This is a genomic window from Nonomuraea guangzhouensis, assembly GCF_019396345.1.
GTDB classification, from domain to species: Bacteria; Actinomycetota; Actinomycetes; order Streptosporangiales; family Streptosporangiaceae; genus Nonomuraea; species Nonomuraea guangzhouensis.
In genome coordinates, this window is the sequence record NZ_JAHKRM010000002.1 from 472,826 (window position 1) to 491,204 (window position 18,379).

An 18,379-nucleotide genomic window follows, 5' to 3' on the forward strand; every position below is an offset into this window, starting at 1 on the left:
ATGCGGCTGATTTGATGCAGCGGGACCTGGGCGGTTTCTGGTTGCCAGGCTTGGCAGCGTCGGTCCCGATGGCGCGGATGTTCGTCAAGACGATGCTGGCCGGGGTTGGTGGGGACATCAGTGATGCGCTGCTGGTACTCAGCGAACTGGTGACGAACGCGGCCAAGCACAGCGACTCGGCGATGCCGGGTGGCTGGGTACGGGTCCGGGTCAAACGCGTCGATGTTGGCTTGGTCCAGATCGAAGTGATCGACGACGGGTCGGCAAGTTGCCCCTCTCCTCGCTATCCGAATGCGCACGGCGAGGATGGGCGAGGGCTGGGGATCGTCGATGACCTGGCCGCGAAATGGGGGTGGCGTCAGTTCGGAGGGAAGCGCTTGGCGGTCTGGGCGCTCATGAACGTGCCTTCGCTGGAGGAGCAAGCGAAAGAAGGCGACGATTTCACACATCAGGCCGGACCCGAGCCGGCGGAGTCGCGCAGAACCGAAGCCTCAGCCGCCCATCATGCCCTGCGTCTCGATGATCACCCTCCGGTTGATGCTCCTCTTGGTAGGGGTTGAGCGCCCGCGTTGCCGCCGCACATCATTCGCCGTCACATCTAAAGGGGACAAGAAAAATGATTTAGCCAAAAGAAAACCATTATCCCGCTTTCTCCAAAATGGACAGCGGCGGCCAAGGGATCAATCTTCTCACCGAATAGAAGCATCGAGGCCTAGGCTTTGAAGCTAACGTCGAACCCAAGAGCGGACATCAGCCCGCATGGCGAAAGGAGCATTATGGGTAACGATAAGGATGATAAGGACGACAAGCCCACGCCGAAACATGCAGGCGGGCAAAAGAAGGACGTACCATTTAAGGTGAAGGAACCGACAGAGGCGGAGAAGAACGGCAAGGGTGGCGGAAGGCACTAGTGGATCCCGAAGAACTCAACGTTGCGATGGCCAATGCCTTGGCATCCAACGGCGAGTTGACGGATGAGGCATGGCGGGCAGCATTGCTCGCCGTGCCCCGTCACCTTTTCGTGCCAGCGGTGGCCTGGGCCGAACCGGACGACGCCCCCGGCTACCTGATCGATCGGGAGAGCAATCCGGACGCATGGCTGAAAGCGGCCTACGCCGATCATGCGATCATCACGCAGTTCGATGACGGGGCTACGGAGATCAGCAAAGGGCCGGGGCGCTATACCTCGTCCCTGTCAGCTCCGGGGGTCGTGCTGGACTTCCTTGAACTTCTCGGAGCCGGCTCGAACGATCAGGTGCTGGAGATAGGAACGGGGCCGGGGTGGACGGCTGGTCTGCTGTCACATCGGGTCGGTGAGGAGTGTGTGACAAGCATAGAGATCGATGAGGACGTGTTCTCGACAGCAGTTGGCAATCTCAGCGAGGTCGGCCACCGGCCGCACCTGGTTCGAGGCGATGGTGGACGAGGATGGGCCCGCGGCGCTCCCTACGACCGTGTGCATGTCACTTGTGGCGTGTTCGAGGTCCCCTATGAGTGGGTGCGGCAGACGCGATCTGGCGGGGTGATTGTGCTGCCGTGGATGCCCCGTTATGAGCCTGGGTATCAGCTACGGTTGTCTGTTGGCCCGCATGGCACGGCGTCCGGGAATTTCACGCAGTACGCCGGATACATGCTGCTGAAAAGCCAACGTGCTGCTTCCCCACCGCTTTTTGAGGACGATTTCCGATTCAGGCCCACAGAGATCGATCCTGCGACGGTATTTCGTGCTGGGTACGGAGCCGATGTGGCCATTGCTGGAATGTACCCCGACATCACTGTAAATGTGGACAGGGAGAATGACTTCCAAACTTGGTTGTGGACCGGCGATTCCAAGGCTTACGTATCGGGTAGTGAGGTGGCGCAAGTCGGCCCCCGCAACCTGTGGGACGAGGTAGAGAGGGCTTTTTCGCAGTGGACGGAATGGGAAAGACCCGAGCTGAGCAGATTCGGGATGTGCGTCACACCCGTTGGCCAATATGTGTGGCTGGACTCTCCGGATAATCCTGTCGCGCTACCTGCTCGATGATGTTGCCGCCAAGGTCAGGCTGCTCCAATCAGCCAACCCGGCGAAGCGTTCTTGGAAGGCGTCCGAGCGCAGCGAGGCCCTTCAGGGGGCGGGCGTCAGCCCGCCTGGGAGGACGTCCGGAGCGAAGCGGAGGGCCGTTGTGGGCGGGCGGGCATCAAACGGCCAACCACCGAATCGGGTAAGGGGTGGGCTGAAAAGATCGTCCGGAGCGTAGCGGAGGTCCTTTGCGGCGAGCAGCCGGCTACTTCTTGGCCTTGTCGGCGCTCGAATCCGTCGACAGCGCCGCCACGAACGCCTCCTGGGGCACCTCGACCCGCCCCACCATCTTCATCCGCTTCTTGCCTTCCTTCTGCTTCTCCAGCAGCTTGCGCTTACGCGTGATGTCACCGCCATAGCACTTGGCCAGAACATCCTTACGGATCGCCCGGATGTTCTCGCGAGCAATGACGCGGGCCCCGATGGCCGCCTGGATCGGCACCTCGAACTGCTGCCTGGGAATGAGCTCACGCAGCTTCTTGGCCATGTCCACGCCGTACGCATACGCCTTGTCCTTGTGGACGATGGCGCTGAAGGCGTCGACCGGCTCGCCCTGGAGCAGGATGTCGACCTTGACCAGCTCCGACTCCAGCTCCCCGTCGGGCTCGTAGTCGAGCGAGGCGTAGCCGCGGGTGCGCGACTTGAGCTGGTCGAAGAAGTCGAAGATGATCTCGCCGAGCGGCAGTGTGTAACGGATCTCGACCCGGTCTTCCGACAGGTAGTCCATGCCGCGGAGCTGACCGCGCCGCCCCTGGCAGATCTCCATGATCACGCCGATGAACTCGGCCGGGGCCAGGATGGTCGACTTGGTCACCGGCTCGAAGACCTGCGCGATCTTGCCGCCGGTGGGGAACTCCGACGGGTTGGTGACGGTCAGCTCGCTGCCGTCCTCCATGACCACGCGGTAGACGACGTTGGGCGCCGTGGAGATCAGCGACAGGCCGAACTCGCGCTCCAGCCGTTCGCGGACGATCTCCATGTGCAGCAGGCCGAGGAAGCCGACGCGGAAGCCGAAGCCGAGCGCGGCCGAGGTCTCCGGCTCGTAGATCAGCGCGGCGTCGTTGAGCTGCAGCTTGTCGAGGGCTTCGCGCAGCTCGGGGTATTGGTCGCCGTCGATCGGATAGAGGCCGGAGAACACCATCGGCTTGGGGTGGTCGTAGCCCGCCAGCATCTCGGTGGCGCCCTTGGCGACCGAGGTGACGGTGTCACCGACACGCGACTGGCGCACGTCCTTGACGCCGGTGATCAGGTAGCCCACCTCGCCGACGCCCAGCCCCAGCTCCGACACCTTGGGCTCGGGCGAGATGACGCCGATCTCCAGCGTCTCGTGGGCGGCCTGGGTCGACATCATCAGGATGCGCTCGCGCTTGCCCAGGTGACCGTCGAAGACCCGGACATAGGTGACGACGCCCCGGTAGGTGTCGTAGACCGAGTCGAAGATCAGCGCACGGGCGGGCTCGTCGGCGGCGCCCACCGGGGCGGGGACGGTCTGCACCACGTGGTCGAGCAGCTCCTGCACACCCGCGCCGGTCTTGCCCGAGACCCTGAGCACGTCGGACGGGTCGCAGCCGATCAGGCCCGCGAGCTCCTCGGCGAACTTCTCCGGCTGCGCGGCGGGCAGGTCGATCTTGTTGAGCACCGGGATGATGTGCAGGTCGTTGTTCATGGCCAGGTAGAGGTTGGCCAGCGTCTGCGCCTCGATGCCCTGGGCGGCGTCGACCAGCAGGATCGCGCCCTCGCACGCCTGCAGCGACCGGGAGACCTCGTAGGTGAAGTCGACGTGGCCGGGCGTGTCGATCATGTTGAGCACGTGGCCGTCCCACGGCAGTCGTACGGCCTGCGACTTGATCGTGATGCCGCGCTCTCGCTCGATGTCCATCCGGTCGAGGTATTGGGCGCGCATGGACCGGTCGTCGACCACGCCGGTGATCTGCAGCATCCGATCGGCAAGGGTCGACTTGCCGTGGTCGATATGCGCGATGATGCAGAAGTTGCGGATCAACGCGGGGTCGGTCTGGCCAGGCTGAGTGCGCACCGAAGTCCGTTTCGACAGGGTTGAGGTCAAGCGTCTTTCATGGTGACATGCCCGGGTGATTGCCCGAACCGCCATTCGCCGTGGTCTGCGCCTTGTCGCGCTGGCCCTGGCTGTCATCGTCGCGCTGATCGGCCTCCTGGCCGGCGCGCTCCGTCTTCAGTTTACCGGTGCCCCGGCGGCCTGGGCGAAGAGCACAGGTAACGACGCCCTCTGGCTCGGCCACGCGTGGGTCGACGGCCGCCGTACGGAGGCGGACGTGGAGCGACTCGCGGTACGCCTGCGCGCCACGGGCATCAAGGACCTGTACGTCCATTCGGGACCATTCGAGAAGGACGGCCGCCTAGATCCCGCAAAATACCCCAGCGCCCGAAATTTCGTCCAATGGGTTCGGCAGTACCTCCCCGGCCTCCGCGTCTCCGCCTGGCTCGGCCAGAAGGTCGACGGCCTCCTCGACCTCGACGACGCCAAGTCCCGCGAGAACGTCCTGGCCGGAGCCGCCGCCATCATGCGGACCGGCTTCGACGGCATCCACTACGACTTCGAGCCGATCGGCGACGGCGACCGCGACTTCCTCGACCTCCTCGAGAAAACCCGCCAGTACACCAGGCTCCTGTCCATCTCGACGCCCCAGATCGAGCCCTACCCCCTGATGCGCCTGCCCGCCCGGGCCCTCATCGGCCACGACAAGTACTGGTCGAGCGGCTTCTTCAAGCAGGCCGCCGACCGCGTCGACCAGATCGCCATCATGACGTACGACTCCTTCACCCCCGCGCAGTCCCTCTACGGGGGATATGTCGCACGGCAGGCCACCCTCGCCCTCGATCTGGTCCCCGAGACGAAGCTGGTCCTGATGGGCGCCCCCGCCTACCACGACCACGGCATCGGCTGGGGCGACTCCGCCGAGAGCGTCGCCATGGCCGCCCAGGGCGCCAAGCTGGCCTTGACGGACCACGGCAGACGGGAGCTGTTCGGCCTGGCCCTGTACGTCGATTTCGCGGCAACCGAGGAGGATTGGCGCGAATACACCACCGAGTGGTTCTCCTGAGGACGTACACTGAGCGGAGACTCCGATGACCCAGGGTGTTGATTTGAGCTGCCGCCTGGGTTATTGGTAACCTGTTCAACTGCGTGTGGCGCGCCCTCTCTCGAGCCCGCGCGCCCCATCCATCACCAGACTTTCACCGAGGCTTCTTCGTGGCGAACATCAAGTCCCAGATCAAGCGCAACAAGCAGAACGAGAAGGCTCGCCTGCGCAACAAGGCTGTCAAGTCTTCGCTGAAGACGGCTGTGCGCAAGTTCCGCGAGGCCGCCGAGCAGGGCGACGCCCAGCAGGCCGCCGAGCTGCAGCGGGCCGCCGCCCGTCAGCTCGACAAGGCCGTCAGCAAGGGTGTCATCCACAAGAACCAGGCCGCCAACCGCAAGTCGGCGATCGCCAAGCAGGCCGCCAGCCTGGCTGCCAAGTAGGTCGCCAGAGGCACCACAGCGCCGCACCGCCGTCAAGGGGTGCGGCGTTTTTTGTGTCACGATTTCGATATCACACCGGCGTTTCAGGTCCGTCACCGTTCCGAAGATCACCTTGCCTCCCCCCTCTTGAATGCCCAAGGGTTCACTAAACGGGGCAAGGGGGGCATATGCGGGGGCCGTTGGTCGTCAAACGGGCGTTCAGCGAGCCGCTGCTGTTACTGGCCGCGTTCGGGTCGATCCTGCTGGCCACCACGACGCTGGTAGCGCTGACGATGTACGCCTCGACCATCGCCGAGGTGGGCGTGCGCCGCACGATGGAGACCGCGTCGCTGGGCCAGGTGGCCGCGACCATCGCCACACCCGTCAACACCAAGACGTTCCCGGCGCTCGACCGGGCGATCCGCGCCGAGCTCGCCCGGGCCTACGCGGGCGCGCCCGCCGCCATCACGACCGCCTTCCGCTCCGACTCGTACGTCCTGCCGGGCCAGGAGAGCCGCAAAACCCCCGAACTCCTCAGGTTCGGCAGCTATGACGGCCTCGACACCCACGCCAAGCTGATCTCCGGCGCCTGGCCGACCGCCAAAACCGACGCCGCCAAGACCGACGCCGCCGGAAGCGACGTCGTCGAGGCCGCGATCTCGCTGTCGGCGGCCTCGGCGAGCGGCCTCAAGTCCGGTCAGGAGATCACCACCGAGGGCCGCCTCGACCACAAGCCGGTCAAAGTCCGCATCACCGGCGTCTTCCAGCTCAACGACCCGTTCGGCGACCGCTGGACCGGCGAGCAACTGCTCACCCGAGGCGTCGAGACGGGCGAGTACACCACCTACGGCCCGCTGATGGTCCCCCGCCAGACGTTCCTGAGCCGCTTCGCCACGAACGTCAACGCCACCTGGACCGCAGTCCCCGACCTGCGCACGCTGTCGCCGGAGCAGCTACGGCCGTTCGCCGGCCGGGTGAGCGAGCTACGCGACCGGCTGCGGGCGAACGGCTGCCCGAGCTGCACTGCCGCCAGCCGCCTGCCGGAGATCCTCACTCAGCTCGGCACCGCCGCCCTGGTGGCCCGCTCCACCATGCTCATCCCGGTGCTCCAGCTGCTCCTGCTGGCCGCGTACGCGCTCATGCTCACCGCCCGCCTGCTCGCCGACCACCGCCGCATGGAGGTGGCGCTGCTGCGCTCGCGCGGCGCGGGCACGCTGCGGCTGGCCGCGCTGGCGGGCGGCGAGGCGCTGCTGGTGGCCGTCCCGTGCGCGATCGTCGCGCCGTTCCTCGGTCCGCCGCTGCTGGCCCTGGTCAACGCGCTGCCGTGGATCAAGGCCTCCGGTGTACGGCTGGCGCCGTCGGCCGACCTCGGCACGTTCGCGGTCTCGATCGGTGTGGCCCTGGCCTCGGCCGTACTCCTCATGCTGCCGGCCCTCGCGGGCGCCCGGCGTACCTATGTGGAGGAGCAGTCGACGCGCGGCCGGAGCGGCGGGCGCGGGCTGATCGAGCGGGCCGGGGCGGACCTGGCGCTGCTGCTGGTCGCGGCGCTGGCCATCTGGCAGCTGCGGCGCTATGGCGCGCCCGTCACCGCGACGGCGGCCGGCGACCTCGGCATCGATCCGCTCATCGTCTCGGGCCCGGCGCTGGCGTTGCTCACCGGTGGCATGCTGGGCCTGCGTCTGGTGCCCCGCGTCTCGAAGCTGGCCGAGCGGCTCACCGCCCGGCGGCCCACGCTGGCTCCGGCGCTCGGCGTCTGGCAGGTCAGCAGGCGGCCGCTCAGGTACGCGGGTCCCGCGCTGCTGCTGACCATGGCCATCGCGATCGGCATCGTGTCCATGGCCACGGCCGCCACCTGGCGCGGTTCCCAGGAGGACCAGGCCCGCCACCAGACCGGGGCCGATCTGCGGATCTCCGGGCCACCGGACGGTCCCGAGCTGGGCACGTTCGGGCGCGGCCCCGCGTTCGCGGCGCTGCCGGGCGTCACGACGCTCTCCCCCGCCTTCCGCGGCCAGGTGGACCTCAGCGGCGAGGGCGCGGTCCTGCTCGGCCTCGACGCCGGCAAGCTCGACCGGCTCCTCCAGTTGCGGCCCGACCTGTCGGCGCGGTCGGTCGGGGAGATGGCGCGGGAGCTGCGCTCGGGCCGACAGCGAGGTGGCCCGCTGGAGCTGCCGGGCAGACCCACCACGCTCACGGTACGGGCCCGCACCGACGCCGAGGTACCGCTGCGGATCATGGTCTCGGACGCGCTCGGCGTCTGGCGCGAACTGTCCCTGGGCCTGCTCCATCGGGGCGACAACGAGATCGTCCTGGACCTCGGGGCGTTGGCCGGGCGGACCGGGAAGATCGCCTACCCGCTGTCCGTCCGCGGCCTGGTCGCCAATCCGCCCGAGAGAGGCGCCGCGCAGGTCACGGTGACCGGGCTGAGTCCCGGCAGTGCGATTTCGCTGAAGGTGACCGGACCGCAGCCGGCCGCCGTCGCCTTCGACGAGCCGACCGGCCCGCTGCCGGTGGTGCTCACCACCGACCTGGCCGCCTCGCTCAAGCTCTCGCCCGGCCAGGTGAGCCGGGTCAGCCTGGATCGGCGGGTCGTCGAGGTCAAGGTCGCGGGCCTGGTCGATCGCATGCCGACGACCGCCGCGGACCAGCCGGCCGTACTGGCCGACTGGGGCACCCTCCAGGCGCACGGCCTGGCGGCGGGACAGATACCCAGACCGGCCACCGAATGGTGGCTCGCCGCCAAGGGCGGCGACACCGAGCCCGCGCTCACGGCGTTGAAGAAGCGGCCGGAGTGGAACGTCACCGCCTTCGACCAGCGCGAACTCGCCGAGCGGCTGCGCGACGACCCGCTGGCCAGCGGGCTGCAGGGGGCGCTGATCCTGGGCTTCGCGGCCGCGCTGGCGTTCGCGGTGCTGGGCTTCCTGGTGAACGCCACCGTCGCGGCGCGGGAGCGGATGGCCGAGTTCACCATCCTGCGGGCGCTCGGGGTGAGCTCCCGGCAGGTGTTCGGGATGCTGGCGATCGAGCAGGCGTTCGTCATCGGGCTGTCGCTGGTGGCGGGCACGGCGCTGGCGTTCGTCGTGGGCGTCCTGGTCGTGCCGCACATCGTGCTCACCGGGCAGGCCGCGGCGGTCACGCCCGACGTACTGCTCGACATCCCATGGGCGGCGACCGCGGCCATGTTGGCGCTGGTGGCCGCGCTGCTGCTCGGCATCGTCGCGGTGCTGGCCCGCAACCTGCGCGGGCAGGGTGGGGAGGACTTGTGAGGATCCTGGTGCTCGCCCGGGTGCGGCTCGGCGTGGTCGCCGTGCTGTCCCTGCTGACGTTGAGCGCCTGCCTGCTCATGGCGGGGCTGCCGCGGGTGCTGCAGGCCTCGTACGACGACGCGCTCCACGGGGCCCTCTGGAAGGCGTCCGCGTCGCAGGTCGACCTGACCGTACAGACCGAGTCGCGCGGGGCGGACCTGCACGACCCCGGCGAGTTCGCCGCCAAGGACGCCCGGATCCGCTCGCTGCTCCCGTCACGGCTGCGGCCGCTGGTCTCGGCCACCGGCCAGATGAGTGCGAAGACGTACGACACGCCGGTCTACCAGTCGAACGGGCTCACCTACATCAACCTCGGCTGGCTGTCCGACGGCGACCGGCGGGTCGAGTGGATCGACGGCCGGGCGCCGGGCAAACCGGGCGTCCTTCGCTGGAACGGGTCGGAGATCCCGCTGTTCGAGGTGGGCATCGTCGACGAGGCCCGCACCACGATGCCGCTGCAGGTCGGCGACGTGCGGATCCTCGGCGAGAGCGACCAGATGGCCGTCAAGATCGTCGGTGTGTTCCGGGCGAAGGACCCCGGCGCCCGCTACTGGAGCCACGACGCCGACGTCCTGCATGTCACGCAGGTCCAGCCACCCGGCAAGCAGGAGCTGGAACGGCGCACGACGGCGCTGATCCCGGCGAGCGGCCTGGCCGTCCTGAGCGGCGCCACCCGCCACCTGGTCTACAGCTGGACCCTGCCGGTCGATCCCGCCGCGCCCGCCTCTCTCGACGTGCCCGAGCTGCGCGCCGCCGTCGAGGACTACGGGCGGTTGATCCCGGTGCAGATGGCGGGCAACGGGAGCCCGTACGAGCTGGCGACGGATCTGCCGGGGGTGCTGGCTGGGTTCGGGACCGCGCTGGGCGCCGCGCAGACCGTGATGTTCCTGGTGCTCGGCGGGCTGCTGGCCGTGGCGCTCGGGGTGCTCGTGCTGGCCGTACAACTGCTGACCGAGCGGATCGATCACCCGCTGGCGCTGGCGCGGGCGCGCGGCGGGTCGCTGCGGCAGGTGGCGGGGGCCGGTGCGGCGCTCGTCGCGATCGCGGTGGCGCCCGCGGCGCTGGCCGGGTGGGCGCTGGCCTTCCTGGTGCCGGGGCCGGTGCCGTGGCTCGCCCATGCCGGACCCGCCCTCGTGCCGCTCACCGCGGTCGGTTACGCGGCCGCGCGGCTGGCCGTGACACACCGGACGCCGCTGCACGAACGGCGCGACGACGTGGCCGCCGCCCGCCCGTCGGCCAGGCGGATCACGCTGGAGGTGCTGGTCGTCGGCCTCGCGCTGGCCGGCGCGTACCTGCTGCGCACCCGTGGCCTGACGACCGGCGGGCTGGACCCGTTCCTGCTCCTCGTACCGGTCGCGCTGACGGTCGCCGCCGCGCTGATCACCATCCGCTGCTATCCCCTCCCCCTCAAGCTTCTCGTACGACTGGCCGCCCGCGGCCGGCTCGCCGTGCCCTTCCTGGGCCTGACCAGGGCGGCCCGGGCGCGATCGGCCAGCGCGCTGCCGGTGCTGATCCTGCTGCCCGCGCTGGCCGTGTCGGTGTTCGGGACGGTGGTCTCCGGCGGGCTGTCGACCACGCAGCGCCTGGCGTCCTGGCAGAGCGTCGGCGCGCCGATCAAGCTGACCTCACCCGTGGAGCTGCCCCCCGAGGCCATCGAGCGCGTACGCAAGGTGCCCGGCGTGCGGCTGCTCGTCCCCGCGCAGACCGCCAGCGCGCAGCTCGGCTACAGCGGCGATCGGGCCCAGATCATCGCCGTCGACCTGGCCCAGTGGCGGCGGCTGCTGGACGGCGCGCCGATCAGCGTGCCCGCCGTCGCCTCCGGAGGCTCCGGGATCCCGGTACTGGTCTCCCACGAGCTGCGCGGGCGCGGCACGTTCGACATCGGCTGGTACGAACGGATGAAGGTCACCACGGCCGGCGAGATCGCCGCACTGCCCGGCTTCTACACGCGCGGCAAGTTCATCGTGCTGCCGTTCGAGACCAACAAGCGGCCCGGCGTCAACACCCTGCTGATCAAGGGCGACGCCGATCCGGCGGCCCTGCTGGCGGCCACCGGCCAGCCCGCCGCTCAGCTGACCTCGCAGGAGCGGGCCCTGGACGCGATCAAGGACGACCCGCTGACCGGTACCGTCCAGGACGTCCTGCTCATCTCCACCGTCGCGCTGGCGGTCTACGCGCTCATCGCCGTGGCCGTGACGCTGGTGATCGGCGCGGCCGACCGGGCCAGGGCGCTGTCGTTCCTGCGCACGCTGGGGCTGTCCGACCGGCAGGCGCGGGGCCTGACCGTGCTGGAGATCCTGCCGCTGATCCTCATCACCTCGCTCGCCGGGCTCGCGCTCGGCCTCGGCCTGCCCGCGGCGCTCGGGCCCGCCATCGACATGTCCGCCTACACCGGCGACCTGACCGTCGGCGGCTACTCCGCCGATCCGGTCATGCCGGCCGTCCTGGCGGCCGGGCTGGCCGCCGTCGCCGTGCTCGGCGCCTACGCGCACACCGCCATCAGCCGCCGCCGCAACCTCGGCGCCGTACTCCGAGTGGGTGACCTCGCATGAGTCCTACGTTGTCCGAACTGGAGGCCAGGGCCGCCGAGAAGAAGGCCGCCTTCGGCGGCGACGCGCACATCGTGTGCGACAACCTGGTCCGCATCTACAAGACCGAGGGCGTCGAGGTGGTCGCCCTGCAGGGCCTCGACCTGCTCATCCAGCAGGGCGAACTGGTCGCGATCGTCGGGGCCTCCGGGTCGGGCAAGTCGACGCTGCTGAACGTCCTGTCCGGCCTGGACGTGCCGACGGCGGGCGTGGCCCGGGTGGCGGGCACGGACCTGCTGTCGATGACCGCGAAGGACCGGCTGCGGTACCGGCGCGACATCGTCGGGTTCGTCTGGCAGCAGACCGCGCGCAACCTGCTCCCGTATCTGACCGCGCGAGAGAACGTCGAGCTGCCGATGAAGCTGGCGGGCAAGGCTCGGCGGGGCCGCGCGGCCGACCTGCTGGACCTGATGGGTGTCGGCTCGTGCGCCGGCCGGAAGGTGCCTGAGATGTCCGGCGGCGAGCAGCAGCGGGTGGCCATCGCCGTCGCCCTGGCCAACTCCCCGCAACTCGTCCTGGCCGACGAACCCACCGGCGAACTGGACAGCGAGACGTCGGAGGAGGTGTTCGGGGCGCTGCGCAAGGCCAACGGCGAGCTGGGCGTGACCGTGGTGATCGTGACTCACGACCCGCTGGTGTCCGAGCGCGTGGACCGGACGATCGGCATCCGCGACGGGCGTACCAGCAGCGAGACGCTCCGCCGCGAGGGCGTCGCCGAGGAGTACGCCGTGCTCGACCGTGTGGGGCGGCTGCAACTGCCCCGCGACTTCATGAACGCCCTGGACATGGAACGCCGGGTGCGCCTCGAACTCGAATCCGACCACATCGGCGTGTGGCCGGCCCGGGAGGAGCCCTCCGATGAGCAGTGAGCCCTTGGTCGTCGTCGAAGGGGTGCGCCGGGTCTATCGGAGCGGGCCGAAGGAGGTCGTGGCGCTGCGGGAGGTGTCGTTCTCGGCCTACCCCGGCGAGCTGATCGCCGTCCGCGGCCGGTCGGGGTCCGGCAAGACGACCCTGCTGAACCAGATCGGCGGGCTCGACCGGCCCGACGCCGGCCGGGTCGTCGTGGCCGGGGCCGAGGTCACCTCGATGTCCGAGGACGACCTGCTGACGCTGCGGCGCGACGTGGTCGGGTTCGTGTTCCAGTCGTTCGGGCTGATCCCGGTGCTGTCGGCGGCCGAGAACGTCGGCGTGCCGATGCGGCTGGCCCGCACACCGGTCGCGGAGCGGGACGCGCGGGTGCGCATGCTGCTGTCCCTCGTGGGGCTGGAACAGCACGCCAACCAGCGGCCGTACGAGCTGTCGGGCGGGCAACGGCAGCGCGTGGCGATCGCCAGGTCGCTGGCCAACCGGCCCCGGCTGCTGGTCGCCGACGAGCCCACCGGGCAGCTCGACTCGCAGACAGGACGGCAGATCATGGAGCTGCTGCGCGCCCTGGTACGCAGTGAGGGCGTCACCGCGCTCGTCGCCACCCACGACCCGAGTCTCATCACGCTGGCCGACCGGGTGCTGGAGATCAGCGACGGAGTTCTCCGGGAGACTCCGCCGCTGGACGGGGCTCTTCCGGAGGCCGCGTCGAAGCCGGGAGGCGGGTGATCGCGGCCAGGTTCGCCCCGGCCACGGCGACCGCTCCCGTCAGCAGCAGCCCGGTCATGCCCACGAGCCCCGCGAGCGGCGCCGCGACGGCCAGCCCGAACGGCCGCGACGCGAACGAGATGAGCTGATCGAAGGCCCGCACCCGCCCTATCGCGCCCTCGGGGATCTCCTCGGCGACGACCGTCTCCCACAGCGGGCTGAGCAGCCCGAGCCCGAACATCGCCACGAAGTACGCCGCCGCGATCACCACCGCGTTCGCCGCCAGCGCCAGCGCCACCAGCGGCAGCAGGTACAGCGCGGCGGCCACCTGGACGGCGACCAGCGGCCTGCGGATGGGCAGCCTCGGCACCAGGAACACCCCGGCCACCAGGCCGACCGTGCCGCACTGCACGATCAGCACCCAGCTGGCCTCGCCACCGAGCTGCTTGACCGCGGTCAGCGGGCCGAGCGTGAGGAACAATCCGGCCATGAAGTGCCATACGCCGTGACCGAGCACCGACTTCAGGAACCATGGCCGCGTCCTGACCTCGCGCCACCCCTCGGCCAGGTCCTTCGCGAACGTGGTCCGGGGTCTCGCGGGCTGCTCGGCCGTACGGACTCCGCCCAGGGTGAGTGCCGAGCAGGCGAACAGCGCGGCGGTGAGCAGCGCCGCCCACCCCGGACCCGCCACCAGCACCACACCGCCCGACAAGGCGGGCGCGAGCACGCTGGACGCGCTCGTGGCCACACCGAGGCGCGCGTTCATGCGCAACCGCTCCGGCCCCGGCACCACCGCCACGACCAGCCTCGGGACGGCCGGCATGCCGAACGCGATCGCCACCCCGGCCACGGCGGACAGCACGGCCAGGTCGAGCACGCGGCCGGCGCCCATCAGCAGCTCGATCCCGATGGCGGCCTGGGAGAGCCCGCGCACCAGATCGGCCACCAAGGCCACCCGCTCGGGCCGGAACCGGTCGGCCAGCACCCCGCCGACCGGGAGAAGCAGGAGAAGGGGGATCATCTCGCAGGCCAGTACGGTGCCGAGGGCCTCGGCCGAGCCGGTGGAGCGAAGGACGGCGAGCGTGAGGGTGGTGGGGATCAAGGCGGTGGCCAGAGCGGAGATGGCTCGGCCGATCAGCAGTCTCATGGAGGGTGAGATTAATTCGCTGGCTAATGTTTCGTCAACGTATGATTGGCTCATGGACTCGAGGAACGACGCTGAAGACTCTGTTGACCGGCACCTGGCTCGGTGGCGCGGCAAGGCGCCGTACGACGAGCGGGTGGAGGCGGTCGTGACGCGCATGCAGTTTCTCGTCAAGCACCTCCATCAGACGAAGGAGAGGGCGCTGGCGCAGGTGGGGATGCAGGACTTCGAGTTCGAGACGCTGCATCGGCTGGTGGCCGGGTCGGGTTCGGCGACGCCTTCGGAGCTGGCCGCGGAGCTGATGCTGTCGCCCGCGGGGATGACCGGCCGCCTCGACACGCTGGAGAAGTCGGGCCTGATCCGACGCCTGCGCAGCACGGACGACCGGCGCCGGGTCGACGTGGAGCTGACGGACAAGGGGCACGAGCTGTGGCTGGCGGCCATGCGGATCCGGGGGGAGGTGGAGACCGGGATGGTGAGTGTGCTGGATCCGGCGGAGCAGGCGGTCCTGGACGGCCTGCTCAAACGGCTCCTTGTGAATGTGGAATCGCACCGTTGACCTGATGGAAGGCCCGGGACGCGGTGCCGGCGGCAAGTCTCGCGTGTACGTCCGCGATTTTCGCGGTGTGGTGCTGGGCCTGGTAGATGGCGAGGGCCTGGCTCCAGGCCCGGGCGGCTTCGGTGTGCCGGCCGAGGGCGTGGTAGGTGTCGCCGAGATAGGAGAGCGTCTCGGCCTCTTGGCTGGTGTTGCCGTTCTCCCGCCGCAGCCGCAGGGCCTGGTGGTAGTGGTCGAGGGATCGGGCGTGCTGACCGGTGTGGCCGGCGATGTAGCCGAGGCTGTCGAGAGCCGCCGCCTCGCCGACCCGATCGCCATGACGGCGGAGCAGGGCCAGGGCCTGCTCGCAATGAGTCCGGGCGTTGCCGAAGTCGGCGAGCAGCGCTTGGTTCCAGCCCAGGGAATTGAGCGCGTTGGCCCGCGCCACGTCGTCGTCGAGGACCTCGTACAGGCGCAGCGCCTGCTCCAGATGGAACAACGCCTGCTCATGCTCGTGCCGGTCTTCCCAGGCGACCCCGAGCGAATGGCGGACATGCGCCTGGCCGGCGATGTCTCCGGATCGCTCGTACAGATCGAGGGCTTCGGCGAAATGGGACTGGGACTCCTCATGCCGCCCCACTCCGGCGCAGGCTCGGCCGAGCATCTGGTGGACCAGGGCATGGACGGCCGGACCCGGTAGGTGTTCAGCGGCGCCTGACGCGATCCGCCAGGTCGAGAGGCAGTTCTGGAGCAGGTTGTGGCGTAGGTGGAAGGTGTTGAGCGTCCAGGCCAGTTGCCACACGGCGACGTGCAGATCATGCTTGACGGCCAGTTCCTGAACGGCGAGCAGCCCGGCGTGCTCGGCTCTGAACCAGGCCCGTGCCGCCGCCGCGTCGGCCAAGGCGTGCGGGAGACGAGCGGGAGCCGGCGGATCCAGCTCTCCGGCGCCCCGCCGGTAGGGGGAGATCAGGCGATCGGCCGCGTATGACGTGTGCAGGAAGAAGGCCACCAGACGACGCACCGCGGCGGTACGGTCCTCCACGCTCAGGTCGAGGACCGCGCGTTCGATGGCGTAGAGGCGGACGAGGTCGTGCATCCGATAGCGGCCGGGCACGTGCTGATGCAGCAGATGTGCGGTTTCCAGGGTGCGCAGGAGCGTACGCGTGCGAGGGACGGGTTGGCCGATGAGGTTGGCGGCGGCGAGCAGGCTGATGTCGGGACCCGGCGCCAGGCCCAGCTGAGCGAAGGTCTCGGCTGCCTCGGGGGCCAGCACGCGATAGGAGGAGCCGAATACTTCCCGAAGGTCGGTTCTGACCTCTTCGGTGCGCAGCGCGTCTAATCGGGTGGTCTCCGGTTGAAGTTCTTCCGCCAGCTCGGCGAGGGAAAGGCCTTCGTCGACGATGGCCCGCGCGGCGACGATGCCCAGGGCCAGCGGCAGTCCGGCGCACGTTCTGATGATGTCGTCCGCCGCCTCGCGTTCGTCCGCTATCCGGTCTTTCCCGAGGCGGTGTTTGAGCAGCTCGCCGGCCTGGGCGTCGGAGAGCGGCGCCAGCCGGAGCAGTTGGGCGCCCTCGGCCGCGATCAGGCCGGTGAGCACGGTCCTGCTGGTCACCAGGGTGAGGCTCTCCGGCGATGGGGGGAGCAGCGGGCGTACCTGATCGGGCTCTCGGGCGTTGTCCAGGAGGATGAGGACCCGCTTGCCGGTCAGTAGGTTCCGATAGAGCATGATCTGCTCGTCGAAGGTGGCCGGTATCCGGTTGTGGGGCGGATGGAGGAACCCCAGCAGGATCCGTACGGCCTCCGCCTGAGAGAGGGGCGACGCGGCGGAGCTGAAGCCCTGGAGGTCCACATAGAGCTGACCGTCGGGAAAGCGTTCGCGTACCCGGTGGGCCCAGTGCACGGCGAGTGAGGTCTTCCCGACCCCGCCCGTGCCGCTGATCACGCAGGTCGTGGCGGCGGACGGCGGCTCCTCGTCCGCCGCGGGAAGGAGCTCGTCCAGAGTGGCCAGTTCGGCCTCCCTGCCGCTGAAGTGCCTGACGTCTGACGGGAGCTGACAGGTCGGCGTCCCCGGTGCGGGCCCGTTCAGCGGCATGGTGCCGGTCAGGATCGCGACCTGGAGCTGCTGGAGCTCCGCGCCGGGTTCGAGGCCCAACTCGTCGATGAGCACCGACCGGGCCTGCCGGAAGGCTTCGAGGGCCTTGTCACGTTGTCCCGCTCGTGCATGCGCGAGCATGAGTAATCGCCAGGCGCTCTCGCGCAGTGGCTGCTCGGCGAGGAAGAGACGGAGGTCTTCGATCACCTCCATGGGCATGCCGAGGGCGAGCTTGGCCTCGGCCCAGTCCAGTCTCGCCGCGGCCAGCCGTTCTTCCAGCTCGGCCACGCGGGCGAGGACGGGACCGGCGAGCTTGGTGCCGTCGGCAGGTCTCCCCCGCCACATCGACAGAGCTCGTTCGAACTCGCGGACCGCCGCGCGGAGGTCGCCCTGCTCGGTCCCGTCTCGGGCCTGTCGTAACGCCTGCTCGAACTCCAGGAGATCGAGCTCTTCGGTACCCGCCGCGAGGATGTAACCCGCTTCCTCCGTCAGCAGCCGCGCGCCGGTGGGCAGCGCCCTGCGCAGCTGAGCGACATGGGTGTGGAGGTTGGAGATGGCTGAGGCGGGAGGGGCTTCCCACAGTGCCGCCACCAGCCGTTCCTGGGAGACCAGCGTGTTGACGTTGAGGAGCAGGCTGGCGAGCACGGCGCGTTGCTTGCCGCTCAGATGAACCTGCCGCCCATCGGGCCAGCACACCCGCACTGGCCCCAAGACTTTGAAAATCGCATCAGCCATGTCCTGCTCCTCTCCGTTGGTGCCCGGTTCTTCCTCAGGCTGCGGGATCAGCCGCCGAGGAGGTGCAGATCGTTGACGGTGTAGGACAGCGAGGCGCGAAAGCCCATGCCGGTGCGCGTGGGTGCCAGCGCGTCGAGCTCCTCGCCGCGGGCGGCCAGGAAGGACAACTCGCCGGTCCCCGCCCAGGCGTTGTCAATGCGCAGGTCGTCGAAGACAGCCATGACCAGCTCGTGTACGGCGGGCTTGTCGTGCTGGCCATCGGTCAAGCGGGGGAAGTGGCGCAGGTTGACCGTGGGCCTGGTCAGCAGCGCCGTCGCGTCGGGCACCGGCTGGCCGAGGGTGACCAGGGCCTCGGCGATGCGCTGCCCGGCGGTCGAGGCGGTGGCGGCGAACCGGCCGCCCGGACCCACCTGCGGTGTGGCCGGGCCCTGCGCGGCGAAGGCCCTGGTCTGGTGGACGGCCCCGAGTTTCTTGGGGAAGCCCTGGATCCAGCCGCGGGCCAGGGCGGCATCGTTGTCGACGTAGATGTAGGGGCACCAGGCGACGGGGGTGTCCTGCCAGAACGCGTCGATGAGCACCATGAATTCGCGGTACTGGCTGCGTACCGGGTCAAGGTAGTCCTGGTCGGCGGCGGAGAACTGCCAGTCGATGAACATCGCGACCCCGCGGCCGGACGGGTCCGGGTCCAGCCCCTGGGGCAGGGACGCGGCCGTGGCCTCAGGAGCGGCCCAGAACTCCACACCGAGCACGTCACCGGCGTAGTGCCAGGGCGGCGCGGGGACCAGGGCGGCCTCGCCACGCGGGGACAGGGGAAGGGTGTAGCCGTGCAGCATGAGATCTCCCAATGGGACGATACGTTTCGTTTCATTTG

Annotated in this window: 13 protein-coding genes; 9 read left to right on the forward strand and 4 right to left on the reverse strand. The window is 69.4% G+C overall.

Features of this window, described 5'->3' with window-relative positions; all coding sequences use genetic code 11:
* Positions 1-14 precede the first annotated feature (14 nt).
* On the forward strand, positions 15-560 hold the full coding sequence (locus KME78_RS05200; RefSeq protein WP_281428602.1) for an ATP-binding protein: 546 nt from the start codon (positions 15-17) through the stop codon (positions 558-560).
* Between the two features lie 350 nt (positions 561-910).
* On the forward strand, positions 911-2,026 hold the full coding sequence (locus KME78_RS05205; RefSeq protein WP_308126811.1) for a methyltransferase domain-containing protein: 1,116 nt from the start codon (positions 911-913) through the stop codon (positions 2,024-2,026).
* Between the two features lie 241 nt (positions 2,027-2,267).
* On the opposite strand, the gene lepA is transcribed toward KME78_RS05205, so the two are convergent.
* On the reverse strand, positions 2,268-4,097 hold the full coding sequence (gene lepA, locus KME78_RS05210) for a translation elongation factor 4 (RefSeq protein WP_308126812.1): 1,830 nt from the start codon (positions 4,095-4,097) through the stop codon (positions 2,268-2,270).
* Between the two features lie 55 nt (positions 4,098-4,152).
* Here lepA and KME78_RS05215 point away from each other — a divergent pair, with 55 nt between their 5' ends.
* The 6 genes from KME78_RS05215 (at position 4,153) to KME78_RS05240 (ending at position 13,023) form a co-directional block, all read left to right on the forward strand.
* Positions 4,153-5,142, forward strand: coding sequence for a glycoside hydrolase family 18 protein (locus KME78_RS05215; protein WP_219527586.1), 990 nt, complete (start codon positions 4,153-4,155; stop codon positions 5,140-5,142).
* Positions 5,143-5,291: 149 nt separating this feature from the next.
* Positions 5,292-5,561 (forward strand): 30S ribosomal protein S20, encoded by a 270-nt coding sequence (gene rpsT / locus KME78_RS05220; protein ID WP_219527587.1) that lies wholly within the window; start codon positions 5,292-5,294, stop codon positions 5,559-5,561.
* 167 nt (positions 5,562-5,728) lie between these two features.
* Entirely contained in the window at positions 5,729-8,803 is a 3,075-nt protein-coding gene (locus KME78_RS05225; RefSeq protein ID WP_219527588.1) for an FtsX-like permease family protein, read from the forward strand.
* The gene (locus KME78_RS05230; protein WP_219527589.1) at positions 8,800-11,394 is read left to right on the forward strand and encodes an FtsX-like permease family protein; all 2,595 of its coding nucleotides are present in this window, start codon (positions 8,800-8,802) and stop codon (positions 11,392-11,394) included. Before KME78_RS05225 ends, KME78_RS05230 begins: the two co-directional genes overlap by 4 nt.
* Complete coding sequence (locus tag KME78_RS05235) at positions 11,391-12,299, forward strand: ABC transporter ATP-binding protein (RefSeq protein ID WP_219527590.1); 909 nt, start codon at positions 11,391-11,393, stop codon at positions 12,297-12,299. Before KME78_RS05230 ends, KME78_RS05235 begins: the two co-directional genes overlap by 4 nt.
* Entirely contained in the window at positions 12,289-13,023 is a 735-nt protein-coding gene (locus tag KME78_RS05240; protein ID WP_219527591.1) for an ABC transporter ATP-binding protein, read from the forward strand. Before KME78_RS05235 ends, KME78_RS05240 begins: the two co-directional genes overlap by 11 nt.
* Here KME78_RS05240 and KME78_RS05245 read toward each other — a convergent pair.
* Positions 12,944-14,149 carry an MFS transporter gene (locus KME78_RS05245; protein WP_219527592.1) on the reverse strand — a complete coding sequence of 402 codons (1,206 nt, stop codon included), beginning with the start codon at positions 14,147-14,149 and terminating at the stop codon, positions 12,944-12,946. The two genes, KME78_RS05240 and KME78_RS05245, sit on opposite strands and share 80 nt — an antisense overlap.
* A 52-nt stretch (positions 14,150-14,201) precedes the next feature.
* Here KME78_RS05245 and KME78_RS05250 point away from each other — a divergent pair, with 52 nt between their 5' ends.
* A complete protein-coding gene (locus KME78_RS05250; RefSeq protein ID WP_219527593.1) occupies positions 14,202-14,705 on the forward strand; it encodes a MarR family winged helix-turn-helix transcriptional regulator in 504 nt (167 codons plus the stop codon).
* On the opposite strand, the gene KME78_RS05255 is transcribed toward KME78_RS05250, so the two are convergent.
* Both KME78_RS05255 and KME78_RS05260 read right to left on the reverse strand, forming a co-directional pair.
* A complete protein-coding gene (locus tag KME78_RS05255) occupies positions 14,668-17,508 on the reverse strand; it encodes an AfsR/SARP family transcriptional regulator (RefSeq protein ID WP_219527594.1) in 2,841 nt (946 codons plus the stop codon). The genes KME78_RS05250 and KME78_RS05255 overlap by 38 nt on opposite strands.
* Positions 17,509-17,555: 47 nt before the next feature.
* Entirely contained in the window at positions 17,556-18,341 is a 786-nt protein-coding gene (locus KME78_RS05260) for an acetoacetate decarboxylase family protein (protein ID WP_219527595.1), read from the reverse strand.
* Positions 18,342-18,379: the final 38 nt, after the last annotated feature.